Origin of the sequence: Nocardioides sp. LHG3406-4 (genome assembly GCF_049897745.1) — a bacterium.
GTDB lineage: Bacteria > Actinomycetota > Actinomycetes > Propionibacteriales > Nocardioidaceae > Nocardioides.
Window position 1 is genome coordinate 1,118,949 of record NZ_JAFCWV010000001.1, and the last position, 21,731, is coordinate 1,140,679.

Consider the following 21,731-nt stretch of genomic DNA (forward strand, 5'->3'; position numbering starts at 1 on the left):
GCCTCCAGAGCCCGATTACGCACCGGACTACCACGGCCGCGGCGGTTAGCGACCGCTAACGTGAGCCGGTGAGCACCCGCCGGGACCAGATCCTCGCCACCGCGGCAGAGCTGTTCGCTGCGCGCGGGTTCCACGGCGTCTCCATCGCCGACCTGGGCGCCGCGTGCGGGATCTCGGGGCCGGCGATCTACAAGCACTTCGCCTCCAAGGACGCCGTGCTGGCCGAGATGCTCGTCTCGATCTCGCAGCAGCTGCTGCGGGTGGGCCGCGAACGGGTCGGCGGCCGCGAGCCCGCCGACGCACTCCGCGCGCTGGTCGAGTGGCACACCGACTTCGCGCTGCGGGACAAGCCGCTGATCGTCGTGCAGGACCGGGACTGGGAGTCGCTGCCCGACGACGCCCGCGAGGAGGTGCGGTCCCTCCAGCGTGAGTACGTCGACGTGTGGGCCGCGCAGCTGCGCCGGCTGCATCGGGGCATGCCTCTCGACCAGGCCCGCGCGATGGCGCACGCCGCCTTCGGCCTGCTCAACTCCACCCCGCACAGCGGGCTGCTCCCCGAGGACGCGATGCGCGAGCTGCTGGTGACCATGGCGCTCGCGGCGCTGGACGTGGCGCCTCAGACCAGGTGATCGATGGCCCGGTCGGGGTCGGCGGCGACCTCGAGGATCCGGGCGGCGCGCAGCGCGGCGTCCAGGCCGGTGTCGAGGTCGTCGACGCCCGCACTCGCTGACTGGTCCTCGACGGTCCCCAGCGCCTGCAGCCGGGCCAGCAGCTCGTCGCGGCCCAGCCCGCGCATGAGGATCAGCGCGAACGGATCGGCCGCCACCAGCCAGCCGACCTGGGTGCCGACCGCGAGCGCGTGCCGGCACGGGTCCATCCACGCCGAGCACGAGCATGACCACGACAGCTCGCCCGCGAAGGGCAGCAGCTCGACACCCGACTCCTCGACCGCCTCGACGAACGGGTGCGGCAGGTCGCCCGCGAGCAGGCTGGCGATCCGGCCCGCACCTGCCGCCACCACGTCGACCAACATCGCCATGGCCTCGTCGTCGAGCCGCTCGAGGGCTCCCTCGACCGTGAACGTGTCGTCGCCCTCGTCGACCGGGGCGACGAACCGGCCCTCGGACACCACGATGTGCCCCACCGCCCCGCGTCTCGCGAGTGCCTTGCCGGCACGCAGGTCCTCGCCGGCGTACGCCGCCTCCTCGACGGTGCGCGCCCACGCCTTGCTCCACCAGGTGCTGCCGCGCCCTCCGGACCTCGGGCGGAACCGCGGGTGCGTGACGGCGCTCATGGGTCGACCTGGGGTCGCAGCTCGACCAGGTCGCGCAGCTCGGCGTTGGACAGCTCGGTGAGCCCGGCCTCGCCGCGGGCCAGCACGGAGTCTGCGAGCGCGCGCTTGCGGGTGAGCAGCTCGGCGATCTTCTCCTCGATCGTGCCCTGCATGACGAGCCGGTGGACCTGCACGGGCTTGGTCTGGCCGATCCGGTAGGCGCGGTCGGTGGCCTGGTCCTCGACGGCGGGGTTCCACCACCGGTCGATGTGGACGACGTGGTCGGCCCGGGTGAGGTTCAGGCCGGTGCCGCCGGCCTTGAGGGACAGCAGGAACACCGGCACCTCACCCGCCTGGAACCCGGCGACCATGCGCTCGCGCTCGCGGATGGTGGTGCCGCCGTGCAGGAACTGATGGGGTACGCCGGCCGTGACGAGGTGGCGCTCGAGCAGCCTCGCCATGGCGACGTACTGGGTGAAGACGAGCACCGCGCCGTCCTCGGCGAGGACGGTGCCGAGCACCTCGTCGAGCAGGTCGAGCTTCTCCGACCGGCCGGCCAGCCGGGGGTTGACCTGCTTGAGGAAGTGGGCCGGGTGGTTGCAGATCTGCTTGAGGCCGGTGAGCAGCTTGAGCACCAGGCCCCGGCGGACGTCCTCGTCGGCGCGCTCGATGCGCTCCATGGTGTCGCGGACGAACGACTCGTAGAGCACCACCTGCTCGCGGGTCAGCCCGAGCAGGTGGTCGGTCTCGGTCTTGGCAGGCAGCTCGGGCGCGATGCCGGGGTCGGACTTGCGCCGACGGAGCAGGAACGGGCCGATCAGGTCGGCGAACTGCCGGGCCTTGTCGGGGTCGACGCCGCCCTCGATCGGGGCGGCCCACACCTTGCGGAAGGCGTTGCGGCTGCCGAGCAGGCCGGGCGTCGCCCAGTCGAGGATCGCCCACAGCTCGGTGAGGTTGTTCTCCACCGGGGTGCCGGTCAGCGCAACGCGGGCGCGGCTGCCGATGGTGCGCAGCGCCCGGGCGGTCGACGACTGGGGGTTCTTGACGTGCTGCGCCTCGTCGGCGACGACGAGGTCGAAGCCCGCCCGGTCGAGGGCGACGGCGTCGTTGCGCATGGTGCCGTAGGTGGTGAGCACGAAGCCGTCGGTCAGGTCGTCGAGGTCTCGGCCCGCGCCGTGGTGCCGGCGTACGGCGACTCCGGGGGCGAACCGCCGGATCTCCGCTTCCCAGTTGCCGAGCAGGGAGGCCGGGCAGACGACCAGCGTCGGCCCGGACCCGCGGTGGAGGTGCAGCGCGATCAGCGTGACGGTCTTGCCCAGGCCCATGTCGTCGGCGAGGCACGCACCGAGGCCGAGCGAGGTCAGCTCGGCGAGCCAGGTCAGCCCGTGCTTCTGGTAGTCGCGCAGCTCGGCCCGCAGCGCGGGCGGCACCGGCACGGGCTCGCGGGTAGCCGCGGTGACGAGCCGCTCGCGCACCTTGAGCAGCGAGGCGCCGACGATCACCTGCTCCGGCATGTCCTCGATCTCGGCGACGCCGGTCAGCGCCGCCGCCAGGGCCTGCACCGGCTTGACCGAGCGGACCATCCGCTTCTTGGCCTTGCGCGCGATGCGGGGGTCGACGATCACCCAGTTGTCGCGCAGCTTGAGCATCGGGCCGGCGGCCTGCGCGAGCCGGGCCATCTCGTCCTCGCTGAGCGGCTCACCGTGCAGCGCGACCTGCCAGTCGAAGGAGAAGAGCGCGTCGGCCCCGAACACTCCCGTCTGCAAGGGCTCCTCACGGGTGCCGGGCGCCCGCTTGTGATCGAGTACGGCGGTCGCGGTGAGGTCGCGGCCGAGGCTGCGCGGCCACAGCACGCTCACACCACGCTGCTCGAGCTCCGCGACTCCCTCGTCGAGCAGGCTGACCAGCTCGTCGGTGTCGAGGGTGAGCTGGTCGGGCACGCGCAGCTCCAGGAACCGCTCTAGCACTGGCCAGGCGTCGGCCGCGGCCCGCAGCGCCACGCTCGCGTGGGTGCGGGCGCGGTCGCCGAACCCGTGGCTGGCGTCGGGGCCGGACTCGGTGAAGAGCACGCCCGCGTCGCAGGCGTGGAGCGGGTTGCGCTCGTCGTGCACCTGCAGGACCAGCCGCACCGCGCCGGCCACCAGCTCCTCCTCGTCGGCCTCCACGCGCAACGAGAGGCTGACCAGCTGCGGACGGTTGTCGGGCACCGCCGCCCGGTGCTTGGCGAGCCTGGCCTGCAGGCGGGCGGCGTAGTCGCCGTGGGAGGGTTCCCGCTCGACCGGGCGGAGGGCGTGCGGGGCGCTGCGGGGCATGGCGTCGACCACCGCGTCGATCATCCGGCGCGCGATGCCCTCCGCGCCGGCGGCGTCGAGCTCGCCGTACGCCAGGGAGAGGCCAAGCCGCGAGATGCGCTCCTCGTCGTCGGGGCCGAGTCCCGCCGGCCGCCAGCGGCCAGCGGCCGGATCGGGCTGGAACTTGCCCGCCGCCACGAGCCGCATCGCGAGCAGCGCCGCACCCGCGAGCAGCCGCACACTGGCGTGCGAGTCGCCGTCGGCGTGGGCCCGGGTCAGCACCGGCAGCGCGGCCCGCACCGGGAGGCTGACGGTGCGCCGGTCGTCGCGGAACTCCACCACTCCGTCACGCGGCGGCTCGCCGGACATGAAGGTCGCGGTGCCGGTGACGGGGACGAAGCTCACGCAGCGGGCCTCCAACTCGGTCGTGGGGTCGGTCGTGGGGCGGGTAGGGCAGACCTGACGCTAACGCCCGGCGCCGACACATCGTTCCCGTGGCGGGCGGCGCCAGGCGGTGTCCGGCCGCACCGAATAAGGATTCGCTCGTTGTCGGCGGCGTTCAATACGCTCCGCAGGTGACCATCAAGTCTTCCCACGAGCCGGACGCCACCGCGCCGGCGCAGAACGATCGCCTCGACAAGGGCGTCCTCATGGTGGCTGGCGTCGTCGTCCTCGGCGCCATCATGTCCATTCTCGACATCACCGTCGTCTCCGTCGCCCTCGAGACGTTCCAGCGCGAGTTCGATGCCACAGCGGCCGACGTCGCCTGGACCATGACCGGCTACACGCTGGCGCTGGCCACCGTCATCCCGCTGACCGGCTGGGCCGCCGACCGCTTCGGCACCAAGCGCCTCTACCTGCTCGCCGTACTCCTGTTCACCGCCGGGTCGGTGCTGTGCGCGACGGCCGATGGCCTCGGGCAGCTCGTCGTCTACCGCGTCCTGCAGGGCCTCGGCGGCGGCATGCTGATGCCGCTGGGCATGACGATCCTGACGCGCGCCGCCGGCCCCGAGCGCGTCGGCCGGGTGATGGCCGTGCTCGGCATCCCGATGCTGCTCGGCCCGATCTTCGGCCCGATCATCGGCGGTTGGCTCATCGACGCCGCGTCGTGGCACTGGATCTTCCTCATCAACCTGCCCATCGGCATCGGCGCCATCGTCTACGCCTGGATCGTGCTCCCGTCCGACAGCGTCGAGCCGTCCGAGACCTTCGACTGGCTGGGCATGCTGCTCCTCTCGCCCGGGCTCGCCGCGTTCCTCTACGGCGTCAGCTCGATCCCCGAGCACGGCACCGCCACGGCCCGCGAGGTGTGGATCCCCGCCGTCGTCGGCATCGCGCTGATCGTGGCGTTCGTGCCGTGGGCGCTCAACCGCCGCAACGTCCACCCGCTGATCGAGCTGCGCCTGTTCGCCAACCGCAACATGACGGTCGCAGTCCTCGCGATGATGCTCTTCGCGATCGCGTTCTTCGGCGCCAGCCTGCTCTTCCCGCTCTACTTCATCCAGGTCCGCGGCGAGGACGCCCTGGGCGCGGGCCTGCTGCTCGCCCCGCAGGGCATCGGCGCCATGATCACCATGCCGATCGCCGGCATCCTGGCCGACAAGATCGGCCCCGGGAAGATCGTGCTCGTCGGCATCACGGTGATCACCGTGGGCATGGCGATGTTCACCCAGATCGGGGCCGACACCTCCTATGCCTACATGCTCTCGGCCCTCTTCATCATGGGTCTCGGCATGGGCGGCACGATGATGCCGATCATGACGGCGGCGCTCGCCACGCTCACCGCGCACAACGTCGCTCGCGGCTCCACGCTGCTCAACATCACCCAGCAGGTCGCCGCCTCCATGGGAACGGCCCTCTTCTCGGTGATCCTCACCAACGAGATCAAGGGCAGCGACACGGCGCCGCTGTTCCTGGCGGCCAAGCCGGCCGACGGCGACCCGTCGAAGCTGGCGGCCATCGCCGACCAGCTCGGCCTGCCGGTCGACCAGTTCACCGCGCTGGCTGCACAGGGCCAGCTGCCCCTGGCCGACTCGTTCGCGACCGTCTTCATCGTCGCGACCATCCTGGTGGCGTGCTGCCTGATCCCGGCGGCGTTCCTCCCCCGCAAGAAGGTCGCACCGGTCGACCCGGCCGCGATGATGGGGCACTGACCCGCGCACGGATCCGGGCCTGAGCCGACCTCGGCTCAGGTCTGGCTCCCCAGCGCCAGGGGGAGTACGACGGTCGCCCCGGACGCCCTGAGCGCCCGCGCGGCCAGGGTCATCGTCCAGCCGGTGACCACCAGGTCGTCGACGAGCAGGACCGGCGCGGCGGGGACGTCCGCGTCGAGGTCGAACCGACGGCCGACGGCGGCGACCCGCTGGGCGGAGTTCATCGCACCCTGGCCGGGCTGCACGTCAGGGTCGACGATGGCGTAGCGGCCGACCACCGGGATCTGCATCACCCTGGAGATGCCCTCGGCCAGGTCGCGGGTCAGGGTGGGCCGGGTCGCGGACTCGACGTGGACGACCGCCTCCGGCCGCGCCGCCCACTCGCTCGACCACTCCTTCATCACGTCGAGCAGGGCGCGGGCCAGGCTCGGTGGCACCGGCCCGTCGGTCACGTCACCGGGCCGGAACAGGTCGCGCAGCTGCTGGCCGTAGCCGAGGTCGGTGAGCCGGGCGATCGTGCGACCCTCCTCGGCGCCCGAGGTGATCTTGCCTTTGAGCTCGATGCCGAGAGTGGCGAGCCCGGTCGGCCACATCTTGCGCGGCTCGAGCACCACTCCCGGGCGGCTCAGCCGCTCGTGCGCCTCGGAGACCGCGGCCTCGGAGACGGCGCTCGACAGGGTCATGCCACCACAGTTGTCGCACCGCCCGCACGGCGCCGACTCGGGGTCGTCGAGCTGGTCGCGGAGGAAGTGCATCCGGCACCGGTCGGTGTCGAGGTAGGCCAGCATCGCCTGCTGCTCACGCTCGCGAGCCTCCGCGACCCGGGCGTAGCGGTCGGCGTCGTAGGCCCAGGGTTGGCCGGTGGCGGTCCATCCGCCCTGCACCCGGCGGGCCGCGCCGTCGACGTCGAGCACCTTGAGCATCGTCTCGAGCCGGTTGCGGTTGAGCTCGACGTGGGTCTCCAGCGCCGCCGTGCTCAACGGCTTGTCAGCACCGGCGAGCACCTCCAGGGTCTGCCGCACGAGCTCCTCGCGAGGGAAGGCGAGGGAGCCGAAGTAGGCCCAGATGTCGCGATCCTCGATGGCGGGCAGCAGCACGACCGTCGCGTCATCGGTGCCGCGCCCGGCGCGCCCGACCTGCTGGTAGTAGGCCACCGGGGATGCGGGGGCGCCCAGGTTGACCACGAACCCCAGGCTCGCGTCGAACCCCATGCCCAGGGCGCTCGTCGCGATCAGCGCCTTGACCCGGCCGTCGACCAGCGCCAGCTCGAGCGCCTGTCGCTCGGTCGGCTCGGTCTGCCCGGAGTAGGCCGCGACCTCGTGCCCGCGGGAGCGGAGGTAGTCGGCCACCTCCTGCGTCTGGGCGACGGTGAGGCAGTAGACGATGCCCGAGCCCGGCTGCTCGGCCAGGTGGTCGGCGAGCCACGCGAGCCGCTGCTCGGCCGTCTTGAGGCGGACGACCCCGAGCCGCAGGGACTCCCGGTCGAGGGACCCCCTCAGCACCAGCACCTCCTTGCCGAGCTGCTCCGCCACGTCGTCGGTCACCCGGGCGTTGGCGGTGGCGGTGGTGGCGAGCACCGGGATGCCGTCGGGCAGGTCTGCGAGCAGGGTGCGGATGCGGCGGTAGTCTGGCCGGAAGTCGTGGCCCCAGTCGGAGATGCAGTGCGCCTCGTCGATCACCAGCAGGCCGGCTGTCGCCGCCAGGCGGGGCAGCACCTCGTCGCGGAAGCCCGGGTTGTTGAGCCGCTCCGGGCTGACGAGGAGCACGTCGACCTCCCCGGCCGCGATCGCGTCCTGGATCGGCTGCCACTGCTCGATGTTGGTGGAGTTGATCGTCACCGCCCGGATGCCGGCCCGCTCGGCCGCGGCGATCTGGTTGCGCATCAGCGCCAGCAGCGGCGACACGATGATGGTCGGACCGGCCCCCTGCGCGCGCAGCAGCAGGGTGGCCACGAAGTAGACCGCCGACTTGCCCCAGCCGGTGCGCTGCACGACCAGCGAGCGGCGCCGGTCGACCGCGAGGGCCTCGATGGCCGACCACTGGTCGTCGCGCAGCCGGGCGTCCTCCCGGCCGACGAGCGCACGCAGGTGTGACTCGGCGTCGCGGCGTACGTCGGGGCTCACGGTCGTGTCGGTGTCGGTGTCGGGCATGGCCCCTGTCTACCAAGGCGGGCCGACAGCCGGGGGCGCGCATCCACAGGAGCGGCGCCGGCTGCTAGGACGCGGCGACGAAGGCGTCGCCCTCGAGCACCGGCACGACCGGGCTCACGGCGTACTCCCCCGCGAACCGCACGTCCTCGGCGAAGCCGGCTCCGGCGAGCTCCGCGCCGCTGGCACACCCGGCCAGCTCCGACGAGAGCACCTGCTCGACCGCCCTGAAGGCAGCCGCGGCCACCCGCGCCTCGGGGCTGAGGATGTCGTCCTGGTCGAGGGCGGCGAGCACCGCACCGGCTCCCCACAGGTCCTCGACCGCGGGGCGCAGGGACCCGTCCGGCCACCGCTCACCGGCAGGTACGACGGCCACGCGCGCGCCGTCGTCGACGTACGGCCGCACCCAGGCGGCCACCGCCGGCGCGTTGCGCAGGCAGGCGCCCGCGACCCGGGCGCCGGACTCCGCGAGCAGGAAGGCGATGGTCGACCCGTTCGGCGAGGGCAGCACCAGCCGCTCGACGCCGGTCACCTGCTCCAGGGAGGCGGGTGACAGCGTGATCCGGTCGGCCCGGCCGGCCGCCTCGAAGCGGCCCACGGCGAGGGTGGCCCGGCGCTGTGCGGCGTATGCCTCCGCGCCACCGTCCTGCCACGGGTAGGGATGCACGGCGATGCCCCGCTCGACCGCCACCGTCAGCGTGGTGGTGAACGACAGCACGTCGACGACGACCGCGATGTCGGCGCCACCGGCCACGGCCAGGGCGCCGACGGGGCCCCACTCCAGCCGGACGCGGTGGTCCGACTGGGTGTGGGCCGGGTGGGTCACGAGTCGTCGGAGCCGCCGGCGCCCTTGCCGAGCGCGAGGGCGAAGGAGGTCGGCTGGCTGGCACCGTTGCGGCAGATGGCGGCAAGAGCCTTCGTGGACGTCTCCATGGCCGGGCTGATGTCCTTCAGCAGGCCCGCCATCTTGTCCAGCGAGGTGGCCAGGGCCTCCATGAACTTGCGGCAGCGCTCGACCACCGACTTCGCCTTGGCGATCAGGCCACCGAGCGCGTGCGGGGCGAGCACGCCCGCCGACAGCACGGACTCGGCGATGGCACCGGCCACCTGTCCCACGAGGTCCGAGAAGAGCCCGGTGATGAAGTCGCGGACACCCGCGAGCAGCCCACCGGCCACCGTGATGCCACCCGCCACTCCGCCCGCGACCTTGGACAGCGCGTCGAAGGTCGCTGCCATGCCCTGGGAGGCGCCCCGATAGGCGTCGATGGCCAGTCCCGTGAAGTCGCCGGTGTCCTGGGACACCAGGTCGCGGTACTCGGGCCCGATGCCGGCCATGTGGTGGCCGATGTTGTCCCAGGTCTGCGACGAGGCCTTGATGACGCCCGGGTCGCCCAGGAGCTGGTCGAGCCAGTCCTGGATCGGACCGCAGTGCTCGATCAGCCAGTTGATGGCCATCGAGCAGAGCCCGCCCAGGGGGTTGAGAATCATGCCCACGACGTCGAGCGCCGCGCTCACCCCGTTGATGGAGCCCTCGATCCAGTCGCCGCGGCTGAAGGCCGTGGCCGAGTCGACCGCCCCGTCGATCATCTTCAGCCCGTTGGTGCCGTTGGCGAAGCTGTCGAAGTTGGTGAAGGCGCCGCGGTCGGTGTTGCCGGGTTCGACGAAAAGAGAGCTCATCGGATCCTCTTCCCCACGGAATCGAAGTGGCTGCCGATCTCCTCGTCGACCCACCCGAACGTCTCGGCCAGGCCCTCGACCGCCTCCGCGGTGTCGCCCAGGGCGCCCTCGACCGCTGCGGCCGAGGCCACGCCCGCCCCTTGCAGCGGGAACATGAAGGGGCCGACGAGGATCGAGCCGATGCTGCCGAACATGCCGGAGGTGAAGTTCACCTGGTGGGCGGCAGCCGTGGCCTCACCCGCCTTGCCCGAGAGGCTGAGCACGCGGCTCGCGTGGCTTCGCAGTGCCTCTGTGTCGACGTACCAACCGTCACTCATTGGTCCTCCTCCGGCTCGTAGCCGTATCTGTTGCGGTAGCTGTCGGTGAATCCGCGCACGGTCGGCGAGCCCTCACCGTAGATGTCGTTGCCGAGCTGCTCGATCCGGAAGCTCAGGCGGCGCTGGGCCTGGCGCATCGCCTCCATGACGTCGGCCGCGATGCGGTCGGGCCCCAGCCGCTGGCAGTCGTCGTCGAGGGTGATCGAGGTCACCTGGCCGGTCCCGTCGACGCGCACCTCGGCGATCTCGTCGGCGGACCTGCCCTCCACCTCCAGGTGCTCGCTCCGGGCGGCGAACTCGGCCGCTTGGTCGAGCTTCCCCTGCGCTGCGGCGGCCTGGGTGTCTAGTCCCTTGAGCACCGCCTCGAGGCGTGACATCGTCATGTGCATCCGTTCCTGTGTCCGGTCGTGTGGTTGCCGTGTCGCCCCGCGATCGTGCCCGTGCGTATGCTCCCTAAACATGGAAGCCGGTCTCGGGGTCGAGCTGCCCCAGCGCACTCCGTTCGTCTGGGCCCTGGTGGCCATGGCCGCCCTGTTCGCCGTTCCCTGTGTGCGGATGGTCGCGGCCGCCGCGGGTGAGCACGGGTCCGCGGCGCTGGGTGGGTGGGCGATGGCGGTCGTGATGACGCTGGTCGTCGTGGTGCTCCCGCTCTTCCTCGCCCGCCACATCCAGCAGCGCCACACCTACGTCTCCGAGGAGGCGGTCACCTGGGTGCAGGGCGACGAGGTCCGGCGCCGGATGCGCTTCGCGGACGTCGAGGAGGTCCGGGTCCGGTTCGGCGGCCCCGGCGGCTTCGACTGGCTCAACGAGAAGGTCTACCTGATCGGGACCCTGGGCGACGGATCCCGGGGGCACGTCATCGTGAACCGTGTCTTCAACACCACGATCCAGCCCGTCCTCCAGCGCCTGGCCGTCGAGGTGGAACGACGTCCCGCGCTGCTGGCCGATGACACCGAGCGCGCGTTCTTCGCCGACGCGCTGACCCAGGCCGACTGAGCCTCACCAGATCCGGACCCGCTTGTCCGGGTCGAGCCACAGCCCGTCGCCGGGCTGGGTCTCGAAGACCTCGTGGAACTCGTCGAGGTTGCGCACGATGTTGGCGCGGAACTCCGGCGGTGAGTGCGGGTCGATGGTGAGGTACTGCTGCTCCTGCTCGAGCCGGCGCTTGGTGCGCCAGCAGTAGGCCCAGCTGAGGAACACGGTGCGCCGGTCCTCGACGGATGCCTCGCCGCCGGAGGCGATGAGGTAGGCCTTGTGCCCGATGGTGAGCCCGCCAAGGTCGCCGATGTTCTCCCCGACGGTCAGGGCGCCGTTCACCTTCTCGTGGGGCAGCGAGCGCGGCGAGAACGCGTCGTACTGCTCGATGAGCGCCTTCGACTTCACCTCGAAGGCGGCCTTGTCACGGTGCGTCCACCAGTCGTTGAGGTTGCCCTCGCCGTCGTACTGCGCGCCCTGGTCGTCGAAGCCGTGGCCGATCTCGTGACCGATGACGGCGCCGATGCCGCCGTAGTTCTCAGCCGCGAGGGCGTCGGGGCTGAAGAACGGCCGCTGGAGGATGCCGGCGGGGAAGCAGATCTCGTTGGTGCCCGGGTTGTAGTAGGCGTTGACGGTCTGCGGGAGCATGAACCACTCGTCGCGGTCGACCGGGGAGCCGATCTTGGCGAGCTCGCGGTCGGTCTCGAACGCCGCGGCGGCGGCGACGTTGCCCATCAGGTCGCCGGGGCGGATCTGCAGCCCGGAGTAGTCGCGGAACTTCACCGGGTAGCCGATCTTGGGCCGGAACGTGTCGAGCTTGTCGTAGGCGCGCTGCTTGGTCTCCTCCCCCATCCAGTCGAGCTTGGAGATGGACTGGCGGTAGGCCTCGAGCAGGTTGGCGACCAGCTCGTCCATCAGCGCCTTGGCCCGCGGCGGGAAGTGCCGGGCGACGTACTCCTTGCCGACGGCCTCGCCGAGGGCGCCCTCGACCAGCGCCACCCCACGCTTCCAGCGCTCGCGGAGCTCGGGAGTGCCCGAGAGCGTGCGGCCGTAGAAGTCGAAGTTGGTCTCGACGAAGTCGTCGGTGAGGTACGGCGCCGCCGAGCGCAGCACCCGCACCATCAGCCACGCCTGCAAGTCCTCGATGGGCGCGTCCTGGAGCACGGTCGTCAGGTGCGCGAGGTAGGACGGCTGCCGCACGCACGTCTCGGCGATGGTGGCAGGGGTGCCGCCGAGGTTGGTGATGTAGGCGTCCCAGTCGAAGGCCGGCGCCAGCGCCTTGAGCTCGTCGAGGGTGGTGAGGTTGTAGGTCTTCTGCACGTCGCGGGTCTCGGCCCGCTCCCAGTGGCCCTTGGCGAGCCGGGTCTCGAGATCGAGCACGCGCTGAGCCGTCTGCGCGGCGTCGGGGCGCTCGGCCAGCTCGAGGAGACGGGTGAGGTAGGCGGCGTACTTCTCGCGGATCTCGGCGAACTTGTCGTCGCGGTAGTAGCTCTCATCGGGCAGGCCGAGCCCGCCCTGGGTGATGTTGACGATGTAACGGTCGGACTTCCGGGCGTCGGTGTCGACGTAGGAGCCGAAGAGCCCCGCACCGCCGACGCGTTCGAACTCCCCCAGGAAGGCCGCGAGGTCGCGGATGTCACGCAGCGCGTCGACCGCCTTGATCAGCGGACGGATGGGCCGGATGCCGAGCTTGGCGACCGTGGCGGTGTCCATGAAGGAGGCGTAGATGTCACCGATCTTGCGGTGCTCGTCGGTGGCACCCTCGCCGGCGGCCAGCTCCTCGATGATGAGGCGCACCTGCTCCTCGGCGATGTCGGCCAGCTGGACGAACGGTCCCCAGCTCGAGCGGTCGCTCGGGATCTCGGTGGTCGCCAGCCAGGTGCCGTTCACATGGCCGAAGAGATCGTCCTGCGGCCGGATGCTGTGGTCCATGCCCGGTCGGGCGTCGTCGAGAGTGCTCACGCGGGACACCATAACCAGCGTGCCCAGCCGGCGCAGGCGTGACCGCGTGCGGCAGCTCAGCGCATGCGGACCACGGACTTGCCGAGGGCACGCCTCTCGTCGAGGTCGGTGAGCGCCCGTCCGTAGTCCTCCAGCGGGTACGTCGCGCCGACGAGCGGCCTGATCGTTCCGGCGGCCAGCATCGGCTCGAGGGCGCGCCACTGCTCCTGCATGTAGCCGGGCCGGACCCTGGCGTAGGCGCCCCAGCCGACGCCGCGGACGTCGATGTTGTTGAGCAGCAGCCGGTTGACCCTGACCTCCGGGATGCCCTGGCCGGAGGCGAACCCGACCACCATCACCCGCCCCTGCGGGGCGAGGCTGCGCAGCGCGTCCGTGAACGTGTCACCGCCCACCGGGTCGACCACGACGTCGACGCCCCGATCGCCGGTCAGCTCGCGGGCGGCGTCCTTGAACCCGTCGAGCAGGACCACCTCGTCGGCGCCCGCGGCCCTCGCCACCCTCGCCTTCTCGTCGGTGGACACGACCGCGATGGTGCGGGCGCCGAGCCCCTTCGCGACCTGGAGGGTCGCCGTACCGACACCGCCGGAGGCGCCCAGCACCAGCACCGTCTCGCCCGGCCGCAGCCCGGCGCGCTCGGCGAGGGCGAAGTGGGCGGTGAGGTAGTTCATCGGGAGGGCCGCACCCTCGTCGAAGCCGACGTGGTCGGGCAGGTGGAACGTCGACTCCGCGGGGTTGGCGACCAGCTCCGCCGCGCCGCCGTACGACGCGACGCCGGCCACCCGGTCGCCCGGCTCGAACCCGTCGGGCCCCGACACGACGACGCCCGCGAAGTCGGCGCCCAGCGTGAACGGCGGATCGGGCTTGAGCTGGTACTGGCCGCGGCTGAGCAGCAGGTCCGGGAAGGCGGTGCCGACGGTGTGCACCTCGACGAGCACGTCAGCCGGCCCGGGCGTCGGCTCGGGGACGTCGCGGATCTCGAGGTCGGCCGGGCCGGTGGGCGTGATCACCTGGACTGCGCGCATGGGCGCGAGCCTAGGGCGTGGGCGCGGGCCGTGGTGATCCCCGGATATCCGGGGATCCCCTCGCTTCGACGGCGTTGCAACGCCAGCAAAGCGTGAGGAGCGCCAGCGAAGCCTGCCCCAGACGGACGGGTCAGCGAGCGACGAGCCGTCGCAGGATCAGCAGCACGACCAGGACCACCAGGGCAGGCTTCCAGTAGGCCCTCGCCAGCACCGGGAGCACCGCCGCGCCCAGATCGAGAGCCTCCGGCGCGGCCAGAGTTTCCTTCTCGATCCGCGGGGGAGACGCGACGGTGGGCTCCGCTGCCGGCTGGGTCTGTGGGGTCTGTGCGGTCTGTGCGACCGGGGAGGCGCTGCCACTGGTGAGGCGCTCCTCCAGGCAGGCCACGAACTGCCCGAGGAGCTTGTCCGAGACGTCCTGCATGACGCCCCGGCCGAACTGCGCCGGCTTGCCGGTGATGTTGAGGTCGGTGTCGACGGCCACGTCGGTGGAGCCGTCCCCATCGACGGCGGAGCCGGTCATGCGCACGGTGACGAGGGCGCCCGCCGTACCGTTGCCGCGCTTGTCCTTGCCCTTGGCGTCGACCACGAAGCGATGCGCCGACTCGTCCTTCTCGACGAAGGTGCCCGAGCCGTTGTAGACGAGCGCGATCGGACCGAGCTTGACCTTGACCGACCCGGAGAAGGCCCGCTCGTCCGCCGACGTCACCGCGGCACCGGGGAAGCACTCGGCCACCGACGCGATGTCTTGGAAGTGGCCCCACGTCTCCTCCACGCCGGTGGGGACGGTGAACCGGTGGCTCAGCTCCATCTGCTCACCCGCCAGCAGCGGCGAGCACCGCACGCCGCGTGAGCACGCCGGCCAGGTGGCGCCGGTAGTCGGCCGCGCCGTTGAGGTCGGACGGCGGGTCGGTGCCTTCCGCGGCCCGCGAGGCCGCCTCGCGTACGGCGTCCTCGGTCGCGGGCCGGCCGGCGAGCGCCTGCTCGACGGCCAGGGCGCGCAGCGGCGTCGACCCCATGTTGGTGAGGCCGACGCGCGCCTCGGCGATGGTGCCGCCCTCGGCCCGGACCGCCGCCGCCACGGCGACGATCGGCCACTGGTGGGCGACCCGGACGAACTTCTCGTAGTGAGCGCCCCACCCGGTGTGCTTGGGGATGCGGACCTCGGTCAGCAGCTCCCCCTCGGCGATCGCGGTCTCGAAGAGGCCGACGAAGAAGTCGTCCGCGGCGACGGTGCGCGTCCCGGTCGGCCCGGCGATCACGAACTCGGCGCCGAGCGCCAGCACCGGCGCGCCGAGGTCGCCGGCCGGGTCGGCGTGCGCCAGGGCGCCGCCGAACGTGCCGCGGTGTCGGACCTGGGCGTCGGCGAGGTGCTCCTCAGCCTTGGCGATGGGCGCCGCGTGCTGGGCGACCAGCGGGTCGTGGAGGACGTCGTGGTGGGTGGTCATCGCGCCGATGACCAGGGCGTCGCCGTCGTCGCGGACGCCCCGCAGGGCCGCGATGGCGCCGAGGTCGACCACGACCTCGGGTGCGTTGAGGCGCATCCGCAGCACCGGCAGCAGGCTCTGCCCGCCGGCGATGACCTTGGCCTCGTCCCCGTGCCGGGCCAGCGCGGCGAGTGCCTCGTCGACGCTGGTCGGGGCGACGTACTCGAACTGGGCCGGGATCATCGGTCCGCCCCTTCGTCTGCCCCGTCGGTGCGGTCGACCGTGCCCTGCATGCCCGTGGACTCGTCGAAGTGCGGCGCAGCCGCGCCCTCGGTCTCCTCCTGACCGCCCCCTCCGGCGTCGTGGATGGCCCGCCAGACGCGCTCGGGCGTGCACGGCATCCGGATGTCGTCGATGCCGAGGTGGCGCACCGCGTCGACGACCGCGTTGACGACTGCTGGCGTGGAGGCGATGGTGCCGGCCTCGCCGACGCCCTTGGTGCCGAGCGTGTTGGTGGTCGAGGCGGTGGAGTTGTGCGACACGTCGTAGTTGATCGTGTCGGCCGAGGTGGGCAGCAGGTAGTCGACGAACGAGCCGGACACCAGCGTCCCGGAGTCGTCGTACACCGCCTCCTCCCACAGCGCCTGGGCGATGCCCTGGACGAGCCCGCCGTGCACCTGGCCGTCGACGATCATCGGGTTGATAACGGTGCCGATGTCGTCGACGCAGGTGTACTTGCGCATGAGCACCCCGCCCGTCTCGGTGTCCACCTCCATCGCGCACAGGTGGGTGCCGTGCGGGAAGCTGAAGCTCACCGGGTCGAAGGTGGCGTCGCTGTCGAGGCTCGGCTCGACACCGTCGGGCAGGTTGTGCGCCGCGAAGGCGGCCAGTGCGATGTCGGCCATCGCCAGCCCCTGGTCGGTGCCCCTGACGCCGAACCGCCCGGCGTCGAACTCGATGTCGTCGACCGAGGCCTCGAGCAGGTGCGCGGCGATCGGCTTCGCCTTCTCGATCACCTTGTCGGCGGCCCTCACGATCGCCTCGCCTCCGACGACCAGCGAGCGCGAGCCGTAGGTGTCCAGGCCCTTGTGGGAGATCTGGGTGTCTCCGTGCAGCACCTCGACGTCCTCGAAGGCGACCCCGAGACGGTCGGCGACGATCTGGCTGAACGCCGTCTCGTGACCCTGGCCGTGGGCGCTGGCCCCGGTGAGCACCTGGACCTTGCCGGTGGGCAGCATCCGCACGCTCGCGTGCTCCCAGCCTCCGGCGCCGTAGTCGAGGCTGCCGAGCACCCGGCTGGGGGCGAGACCGCACATCTCGGTGAAGGTCGAGACGCCGATGCCGAGCTGGATGCGGTCGCCCGCGTCGCGGCGGCGCCTCTGCTCGGCCCGCAGCTCGTCGTACCCGAAGCTGGCCTTGGCCTTCGCGGTCGCGGCCTCGTAGTTGCCGGAGTCGTACTCGAGCCCGGAGACCGAGCTGAAGGGGAACTCCTCGTGCCTGATCCAGTTCTTCTCGCGGATCTCGAGCGGGTCGACCCCGACCTCGACGGCCAGCTCGTCCATCAGCCGCTCGATGGCGTACGTCGCCTCCGGTCGGCCGGCGCCGCGGTAGGCGTCGGTCCACGTCTTGTTGGTGAGCACCGTCTGGCAGTTGAACTGGTAGGCGGGGAACTTGTAGATCCCGTTGAACATGAACGCGCCCAGCACCGGCACCCCGCCACCGAGGAGGGAGACGTAGGAGCCGAGGTCGACCAGCAGCTCGACCTTGAGGCCGGTCACGGTGCCGTCCCTCTCCGCCGCCAGGGTGAGCGTCTGCCACTGGTCCCGGCCGTGGTGGGCGGCCATCAGCGACTCGCTGCGGGTCTCGGTGTACTTCAGCGGCTTGCCCAACCTGTTGGCCAGCGCGAAGGTGATGAACTCCTCCGGCGTGACCTGCAGCTTTCCGCCGAAGCCGCCCCCGACGTCGGGGGCGATGACCCGGATCTTGGCCTCGCTCGTGCCGGTGACCGCCGCGAGCAGGAACTTGAGGATGTGCGGGATCTGCGTCGAGGTCCACATGGTGATCTGCTCGCCGGTGGGGTCGACGACGGTGGAGCGGGGCTCCATGAACGCCGGGATCAGCCGCTGCTGGCGGTACTCCCGCTCGATGACGATGCCGTCACCACGGGCCCTGGAGATGGCCTCGTCGACGTTGCCACCCGTGCCGGCCTCCGCGGAGTCGAACGTCCACAGGCCGCTCTTGTTGGTGCCGAGGTCGGGGTGCGCGAGGACTCCGTGCTCACCGTCCGCTGCGGCGGCCTCCTTGAGGTCGAGTACGGCGGGCAGCTCCTCGTAGTCGACGTCGACCAGCTCGGCGGCGTCGCGCGCCTCGGCCGGGGTGCGGGCCACGACGACGGCGACGATCTCGCCGGCGAAGGTGACCCGGTCGACCGCCACGGGGGGATGCGCCGGAGTGACCTGGTCGGGCGCGATCGGCCAGACGTTGGGCAGCGAGCCCTGCTCGTCTGCGACGTCGCGGCCGGTGACCACGGTGACGACGTTCGGGGCCGCCTTGGCCGCCTCCACGTCGATGGCGGTGATCCTCGCGTGGGCGAACGGACTCCTGACCATCGCCAGGTGCAGCATCCCCGGCAGGGTGATGTTGTCGGTCCAGCGGGTGCGGCCGGTGATCAGCCGCTGGTCCTCCTTGCGGCGCCGGTCGCGACCGACCTCCTTGGCCACCTCGGGAGGGTCCTGGACGGCGGTCACCGCGCTGTTCACCGGGCACCCCCGGCCGCGTGCAGCACGCTCTTCACGATGTTGTGGTAGCCGGTGCAGCGGCAGATGTTGCCCTCCATGCCCAGCCGGACGTCCTCCTCGGTCGGACTCGGGTTCTCGTTGAGGAGGTCGACGGCCTGCATGATCATCCCGGGGGTGCAGAACCCGCACTGGAGGCCGTGGCACTCCCGGAACGCCTCCTGCACCGGATGCAGCTCGCCGTCCGCGCCGCCGGTGTGGGTGGCGGCGAGGCCCTCGATCGTGGTCACCTCGCGCCCGCTGGCCTGTACGGCGAGCACGTTGCACGACTTCACGCTGCGCCCGTCGAGGTGCACCGTGCACGCGCCGCAGTTGCTCGTGTCGCAGCCGATGACGGTGCCGGTCTTGCCGAGCCTCTCGCGCAGGTACTGCACCAGCAGCAGGCGTGGCTCGACCTCGTCAGAGACCGACGAGCCGTCGACGGTGAGCTCGATCCGGGTCATGTACGGCCTCCGGGGCAGCGCTGGGCTGGCGACGTGATGGGCGACGTGTGATGGCCGTCACGCTAGGCCGGGCCGGTTGGTGAATGGTTGGAGTCGGTTCCGCGGCCACGGCTGACTGGGTGAGTCCCCCTTGTCGCGCCCGAACGTCTCCGGCAGGACCCGCCACTGACAGCGGGTGCGGGAGACGTACAGCATTCGCGTCCACCACCCACTGGAGGTCCGGCCCGTCAGGTCGCCCGGTGCAGTGACGAACAGATGGGACATACCCAGCACGTGCATCATGGTGGCCGTGGAAGCGACAGCGGGATCGGCCGGGCCGCGGACGACCCGACTCGTGCTGACCTCCGACACGCACCTGCACAGACGCGCCAAGGCCTTGCCCGAGCGGCTGTGGGACGCGGTCGCCGAGGCCGACGTCGTCGTGCACGCCGGCGACTGGGTGGACGAGGCCGCCCTCGGTGCGTTCGAGGAGCGGTCGGCCAGACTGCTGGCCTGCTGGGGCAACAACGACGGCGCCGGCCTGCGCGCGAGACTCCCGGAGGTCGCCCGCGCCGAGATCGACGGGCTGCGGTTCGGCGTGGTCCACGAGACCGGCGGCAAGGAGGGACGCGAGCGCCGGATGGACCTCGCGTACGCCGACCTGGACGTCCTGGTCTTCGGCCACAGCCACATCCCGTGGGACACCACCACGCCGGGTGGCCTCCGGCTGCTCAACCCGGGCTCGCCCACCGACCGGCGCCGCCAGCCGCACTGCACCTACATGACCGCGACCATCGTCGGTGGGCGCCTCGACGAGGTCGTCGTCCACCGGCTGCCGGAGCGCGGCACCGCCCGCCCAGCGCGACCGACGTGAGCGATCAGGCGTCGACGTAGATCCGCACCGACACGACGTCGTCGAGCTCGATGCCCTCGGCTCGCCGGATCCGGTCCTTCAACGGCACGACGTACCCGCCGTTTTTGGGCCACAGGGAGGTGGTCCACTCCGTCTCCCCGATCGTCACCGTCACCGGGATCATCCCCCAGCCGTAGCTGACGAACGCAGCCGCCTCCTGGAGTTCGACGCAGTCGTCGTCGGGCACGCTGACGAAGTGGTACGGCGCCGGGCCGCGCCACTCCCAGACCACGCCGTCGAAGTCGAGGGTCACGGGTTCCGCCGCTCCGGGTCGAGCTCCACCGGCACCGTGGCGGTCTCGCCGAAGTCGTTGGTCGCGAAGGCGATGACGGACCCCCCGACCCCGGACTGAGGTGGCCTGACCACGGCGTACCAGATCGTCGCGTCCTCGACCTGTCGTCTCGCCTTCGTCACCATCCGCCGCAGCAGGCCTCCGTCGACGTCGTCGAGCGAGAAGCGGGCAGAGGTGCTCGTGCCCTTGCCGCCGAAGTGGCTCCACTTCCCGTCCCAGGAGTAGGTCATCTGGCGGCGGGACCGGCGGTCGACGGGCAGGGCGACGGTGGCCTCCTCCGGATAGACGACCAGCTGGAACGCCTCCCGGCGGCCGGTCTTCTGCTCCACGGCCGCGACCAGGTCGGCGTACCCATGGCGCGACAGCAGGTCGGCGGCCGGGCGCTCCACGGGTCCCTCCATCGACTCCGTCGCCGTCACCGTGTCGGGCGACCGGGCGACCAGCGCGGTCGTGATCGTGGTGACGACGCCGAGCACGAGTGCCGCGCCGACGGCCAAGACCGCGAGCAGCCGGCCCGGGCTGCGCCGGCGGCGTAGGGGCGCGGGCGGCGTGCGCACGGGAGGGCGCTGTGGCGCGTGCGGGAGGGCCGGCAGGTCGCGGACCAGCGCGTGCACCTCTCCGCGACGGCCGGCGGCCCGGATCTGCCCGATGCGTAAGGCGCGGTCGTGGTCGACGATCCGCCCGGCGGCGTGCGCCGCCTCCACGGTCGCGATCGCCTGCTCGCGATCCGCGGGGCGCGCACGCTCGAGGTCATCGGTCACGGATGAACGCTAGCGCCGATCTGCCCCGCTGGTGACCTGGATGGAAGCCTGGTGCGCCCACCACTCCTCAACGGTCGGCGACCGCCAGCCGGCCCTTGAGCAGGGCCCGGGCCGGGTGGTCACGGGTGCCGAGAGCGGCGAGGCAGACCTCGACGACCTGGGTGTCGTACGGCGCCAGCTCGCTGTAGCGCAGCACGGCCTCCGGGTCGGGGTCGGCCAGCAGCGCCTCGCGCATGCTCACAGCGAGGTAGTCGCCCATCTCGACCAGGGCCGGCGCGTTGGTGCCGGGCAGCAGGTCGCCGCCGTACGCCGACACGGCACCGCGCACGTCGCCACGCCGCAGCAGTGCCTGCACCTCGTCGATGTCGGTGGCCACGGGCAGGGTGAGGCGGTAGGGCCGCGAGGAGAGCTGCCCGCCGAGAGCCGCGCGCAGGTGGGAGACCTCGGCCTTGAGCGTCGAGGTGGTCACGGCCGCGTCTCCGTAGACGAGGGCGTGGAGGTGTTCTAGCGAGAGCCCGTGCGGATGCATGGCGAGCAGCGCCAGGATCTCGGTCTGCCGCCGGTTGAGGAGCAGCCGCTGGCCGTCGAGCCAGGCCTCCGCGGTGCCGAGCAGGGAGAGCGTCAGGCCAGGCTCCGACGGTGCGACCGCCATCGTTCCCGGCGCACGCCGCGACGTAGGCATCGCCGTCTCGATGAGGCGGGCCATCACCCGGGCCGTGGCCAGGCCGATGGGGTGGGTGCGGTCCCACGTGGTCGACAGGTCGATCACGCCGAGCTGCTGCCCGGTCGCCGGGTCGAGCACCGGCGCCGCCCAGCAGACCCAGTTGTGCACGATCGAGGCGTAGTGCTCGGCGCTGAACACCATCGACGGGTCGCCGGTGCGGCTCGCGATGGCAAGCGCGTTGGTGCCGACGCTGCCCTCGTCCCATCGCCCGCCCGGCACGAAGTTGACCGTCTCGGCCTTGCGGCGCATCACCCGCCCGCCGTACGTCCAGAGGATCCGGGTCTGCTCGTCGGTGACGGCGATGACCAGGTCGCCGTCCTCGGCCGTACGCCGAAGGTCGGACTCGACCCGCTCCACCGCCGTCTGCAGCGGCGACTGGCGCCAATAGGCGGCGGTGTCGGACTCGTCGGCCAGCGGCGCCGCGGCCAAGTCGGGCGTGACGGTGCCGGTGGAGAGCTGCCAGCTGTCCAGGATCTCGGGCCGCACTCGCTCGGCCACGCCGTCGCCGTGCTCGACGAAGGCCGTCCAGGCCTGGACGGCCTCCAGCCGCCGGTCGCGCAGGTCGCGGTGAGCGGTCATGGTC

20 protein-coding genes are annotated in these 21,731 nt (G+C 71.9%); 4 read left to right on the forward strand and 16 right to left on the reverse strand.

Features of this window, described 5'->3' with window-relative positions:
- The first annotated feature begins 68 nt into the window (after window positions 1–68).
- Window positions 69–629, forward strand: coding sequence for a TetR/AcrR family transcriptional regulator (locus ACP7BP_RS05445; protein ID WP_426243224.1), 561 nt, complete (start codon window positions 69–71; stop codon window positions 627–629).
- Here ACP7BP_RS05445 and ACP7BP_RS05450 read toward each other — a convergent pair.
- Together ACP7BP_RS05450 and ACP7BP_RS05455 are read right to left on the reverse strand one after the other, a co-directional pair.
- A complete protein-coding gene (locus ACP7BP_RS05450) occupies window positions 617–1,294 on the reverse strand; it encodes an SWIM zinc finger family protein (protein WP_426243225.1) in 678 nt (225 codons plus the stop codon). The two genes, ACP7BP_RS05445 and ACP7BP_RS05450, sit on opposite strands and share 13 nt — an antisense overlap.
- Window positions 1,291–3,933 carry a DEAD/DEAH box helicase gene (locus ACP7BP_RS05455; RefSeq protein ID WP_426243392.1) on the reverse strand — a complete coding sequence of 881 codons (2,643 nt, stop codon included), beginning with the start codon at window positions 3,931–3,933 and terminating at the stop codon, window positions 1,291–1,293. The genes ACP7BP_RS05450 and ACP7BP_RS05455 overlap by 4 nt, the downstream gene beginning before the upstream one ends.
- A gap of 206 nt (window positions 3,934–4,139) precedes the next feature.
- Between ACP7BP_RS05455 and ACP7BP_RS05460 the strand changes: the two genes are divergently transcribed.
- On the forward strand, window positions 4,140–5,717 hold the full coding sequence (locus tag ACP7BP_RS05460) for a DHA2 family efflux MFS transporter permease subunit (protein WP_426243227.1): 1,578 nt from the start codon (window positions 4,140–4,142) through the stop codon (window positions 5,715–5,717).
- 35 nt (window positions 5,718–5,752) lie between these two features.
- Here the strand turns inward: ACP7BP_RS05460 and ACP7BP_RS05465 are convergent, their stop codons facing one another.
- The 5 genes from ACP7BP_RS05465 to ACP7BP_RS05485 form a co-directional block, all read right to left on the reverse strand.
- Window positions 5,753–7,867 (reverse strand): DEAD/DEAH box helicase, encoded by a 2,115-nt coding sequence (locus ACP7BP_RS05465; RefSeq protein ID WP_426243229.1) that lies wholly within the window; start codon window positions 7,865–7,867, stop codon window positions 5,753–5,755.
- A gap of 64 nt (window positions 7,868–7,931) precedes the next feature.
- Entirely contained in the window at window positions 7,932–8,690 is a 759-nt protein-coding gene (locus tag ACP7BP_RS05470) for a 2-phosphosulfolactate phosphatase (RefSeq protein ID WP_426243231.1), read from the reverse strand.
- Window positions 8,687–9,541: a hypothetical protein gene (locus ACP7BP_RS05475; RefSeq protein ID WP_426243233.1), complete on the reverse strand. Its 855-nt coding sequence runs from the start codon at window positions 9,539–9,541 to the stop codon at window positions 8,687–8,689. Before ACP7BP_RS05475 ends, ACP7BP_RS05470 begins: the two co-directional genes overlap by 4 nt.
- Entirely contained in the window at window positions 9,538–9,858 is a 321-nt protein-coding gene (locus tag ACP7BP_RS05480; protein ID WP_426243235.1) for a hypothetical protein, read from the reverse strand. Before ACP7BP_RS05480 ends, ACP7BP_RS05475 begins: the two co-directional genes overlap by 4 nt.
- Window positions 9,855–10,241, reverse strand: coding sequence for a YbaB/EbfC family nucleoid-associated protein (locus ACP7BP_RS05485; RefSeq protein ID WP_426243237.1), 387 nt, complete (start codon window positions 10,239–10,241; stop codon window positions 9,855–9,857). Before ACP7BP_RS05485 ends, ACP7BP_RS05480 begins: the two co-directional genes overlap by 4 nt.
- Before the next feature lie 76 nt (window positions 10,242–10,317).
- Between ACP7BP_RS05485 and ACP7BP_RS05490 the strand changes: the two genes are divergently transcribed.
- Window positions 10,318–10,854, forward strand: coding sequence for a hypothetical protein (locus ACP7BP_RS05490; RefSeq protein WP_426243239.1), 537 nt, complete (start codon window positions 10,318–10,320; stop codon window positions 10,852–10,854).
- A gap of 3 nt (window positions 10,855–10,857) precedes the next feature.
- On the opposite strand, the gene ACP7BP_RS05495 is transcribed toward ACP7BP_RS05490, so the two are convergent.
- The 6 genes from ACP7BP_RS05495 to ACP7BP_RS05520 all read right to left on the reverse strand — a co-directional run bounded on the left by ACP7BP_RS05495 (window position 10,858) and on the right by ACP7BP_RS05520 (window position 18,479).
- Window positions 10,858–12,795, reverse strand: coding sequence for a M13 family metallopeptidase (locus tag ACP7BP_RS05495; protein ID WP_426243241.1), 1,938 nt, complete (start codon window positions 12,793–12,795; stop codon window positions 10,858–10,860).
- A gap of 56 nt (window positions 12,796–12,851) precedes the next feature.
- The gene (locus ACP7BP_RS05500) at window positions 12,852–13,817 is read right to left on the reverse strand and encodes an NADPH:quinone oxidoreductase family protein (protein ID WP_426243242.1); all 966 of its coding nucleotides are present in this window, start codon (window positions 13,815–13,817) and stop codon (window positions 12,852–12,854) included.
- A gap of 130 nt (window positions 13,818–13,947) precedes the next feature.
- Entirely contained in the window at window positions 13,948–14,625 is a 678-nt protein-coding gene (locus ACP7BP_RS05505) for an SRPBCC family protein (RefSeq protein WP_426243244.1), read from the reverse strand.
- A gap of 4 nt (window positions 14,626–14,629) precedes the next feature.
- Window positions 14,630–15,484: an FAD binding domain-containing protein gene (locus ACP7BP_RS05510; protein ID WP_426243246.1), complete on the reverse strand. Its 855-nt coding sequence runs from the start codon at window positions 15,482–15,484 to the stop codon at window positions 14,630–14,632.
- The gene (locus ACP7BP_RS05515; protein WP_426243248.1) at window positions 15,481–18,000 is read right to left on the reverse strand and encodes a xanthine dehydrogenase family protein molybdopterin-binding subunit; all 2,520 of its coding nucleotides are present in this window, start codon (window positions 17,998–18,000) and stop codon (window positions 15,481–15,483) included. Before ACP7BP_RS05515 ends, ACP7BP_RS05510 begins: the two co-directional genes overlap by 4 nt.
- A complete protein-coding gene (locus ACP7BP_RS05520) occupies window positions 17,997–18,479 on the reverse strand; it encodes a (2Fe-2S)-binding protein (protein ID WP_426243250.1) in 483 nt (160 codons plus the stop codon). The genes ACP7BP_RS05515 and ACP7BP_RS05520 overlap by 4 nt, the downstream gene beginning before the upstream one ends.
- A gap of 289 nt (window positions 18,480–18,768) precedes the next feature.
- Between ACP7BP_RS05520 and ACP7BP_RS05525 the strand changes: the two genes are divergently transcribed.
- Window positions 18,769–19,332, forward strand: a complete 564-nt coding sequence (locus tag ACP7BP_RS05525) for a metallophosphoesterase family protein (protein WP_426243252.1) — start codon at window positions 18,769–18,771, stop codon at window positions 19,330–19,332.
- Window positions 19,333–19,336: 4 nt separating this feature from the next.
- Here the strand turns inward: ACP7BP_RS05525 and ACP7BP_RS05530 are convergent, their stop codons facing one another.
- From ACP7BP_RS05530 to ACP7BP_RS05540, 3 genes are all read right to left on the reverse strand, one after another.
- Entirely contained in the window at window positions 19,337–19,624 is a 288-nt protein-coding gene (locus tag ACP7BP_RS05530; protein ID WP_426243254.1) for a DUF1905 domain-containing protein, read from the reverse strand.
- On the reverse strand, window positions 19,621–20,424 hold the full coding sequence (locus ACP7BP_RS05535) for a DUF1707 SHOCT-like domain-containing protein (RefSeq protein WP_426243256.1): 804 nt from the start codon (window positions 20,422–20,424) through the stop codon (window positions 19,621–19,623). Before ACP7BP_RS05535 ends, ACP7BP_RS05530 begins: the two co-directional genes overlap by 4 nt.
- Before the next feature lie 67 nt (window positions 20,425–20,491).
- Entirely contained in the window at window positions 20,492–21,727 is a 1,236-nt protein-coding gene (locus ACP7BP_RS05540) for a transcriptional regulator (protein ID WP_426243258.1), read from the reverse strand.
- Window positions 21,728–21,731 lie beyond the last annotated feature (4 nt).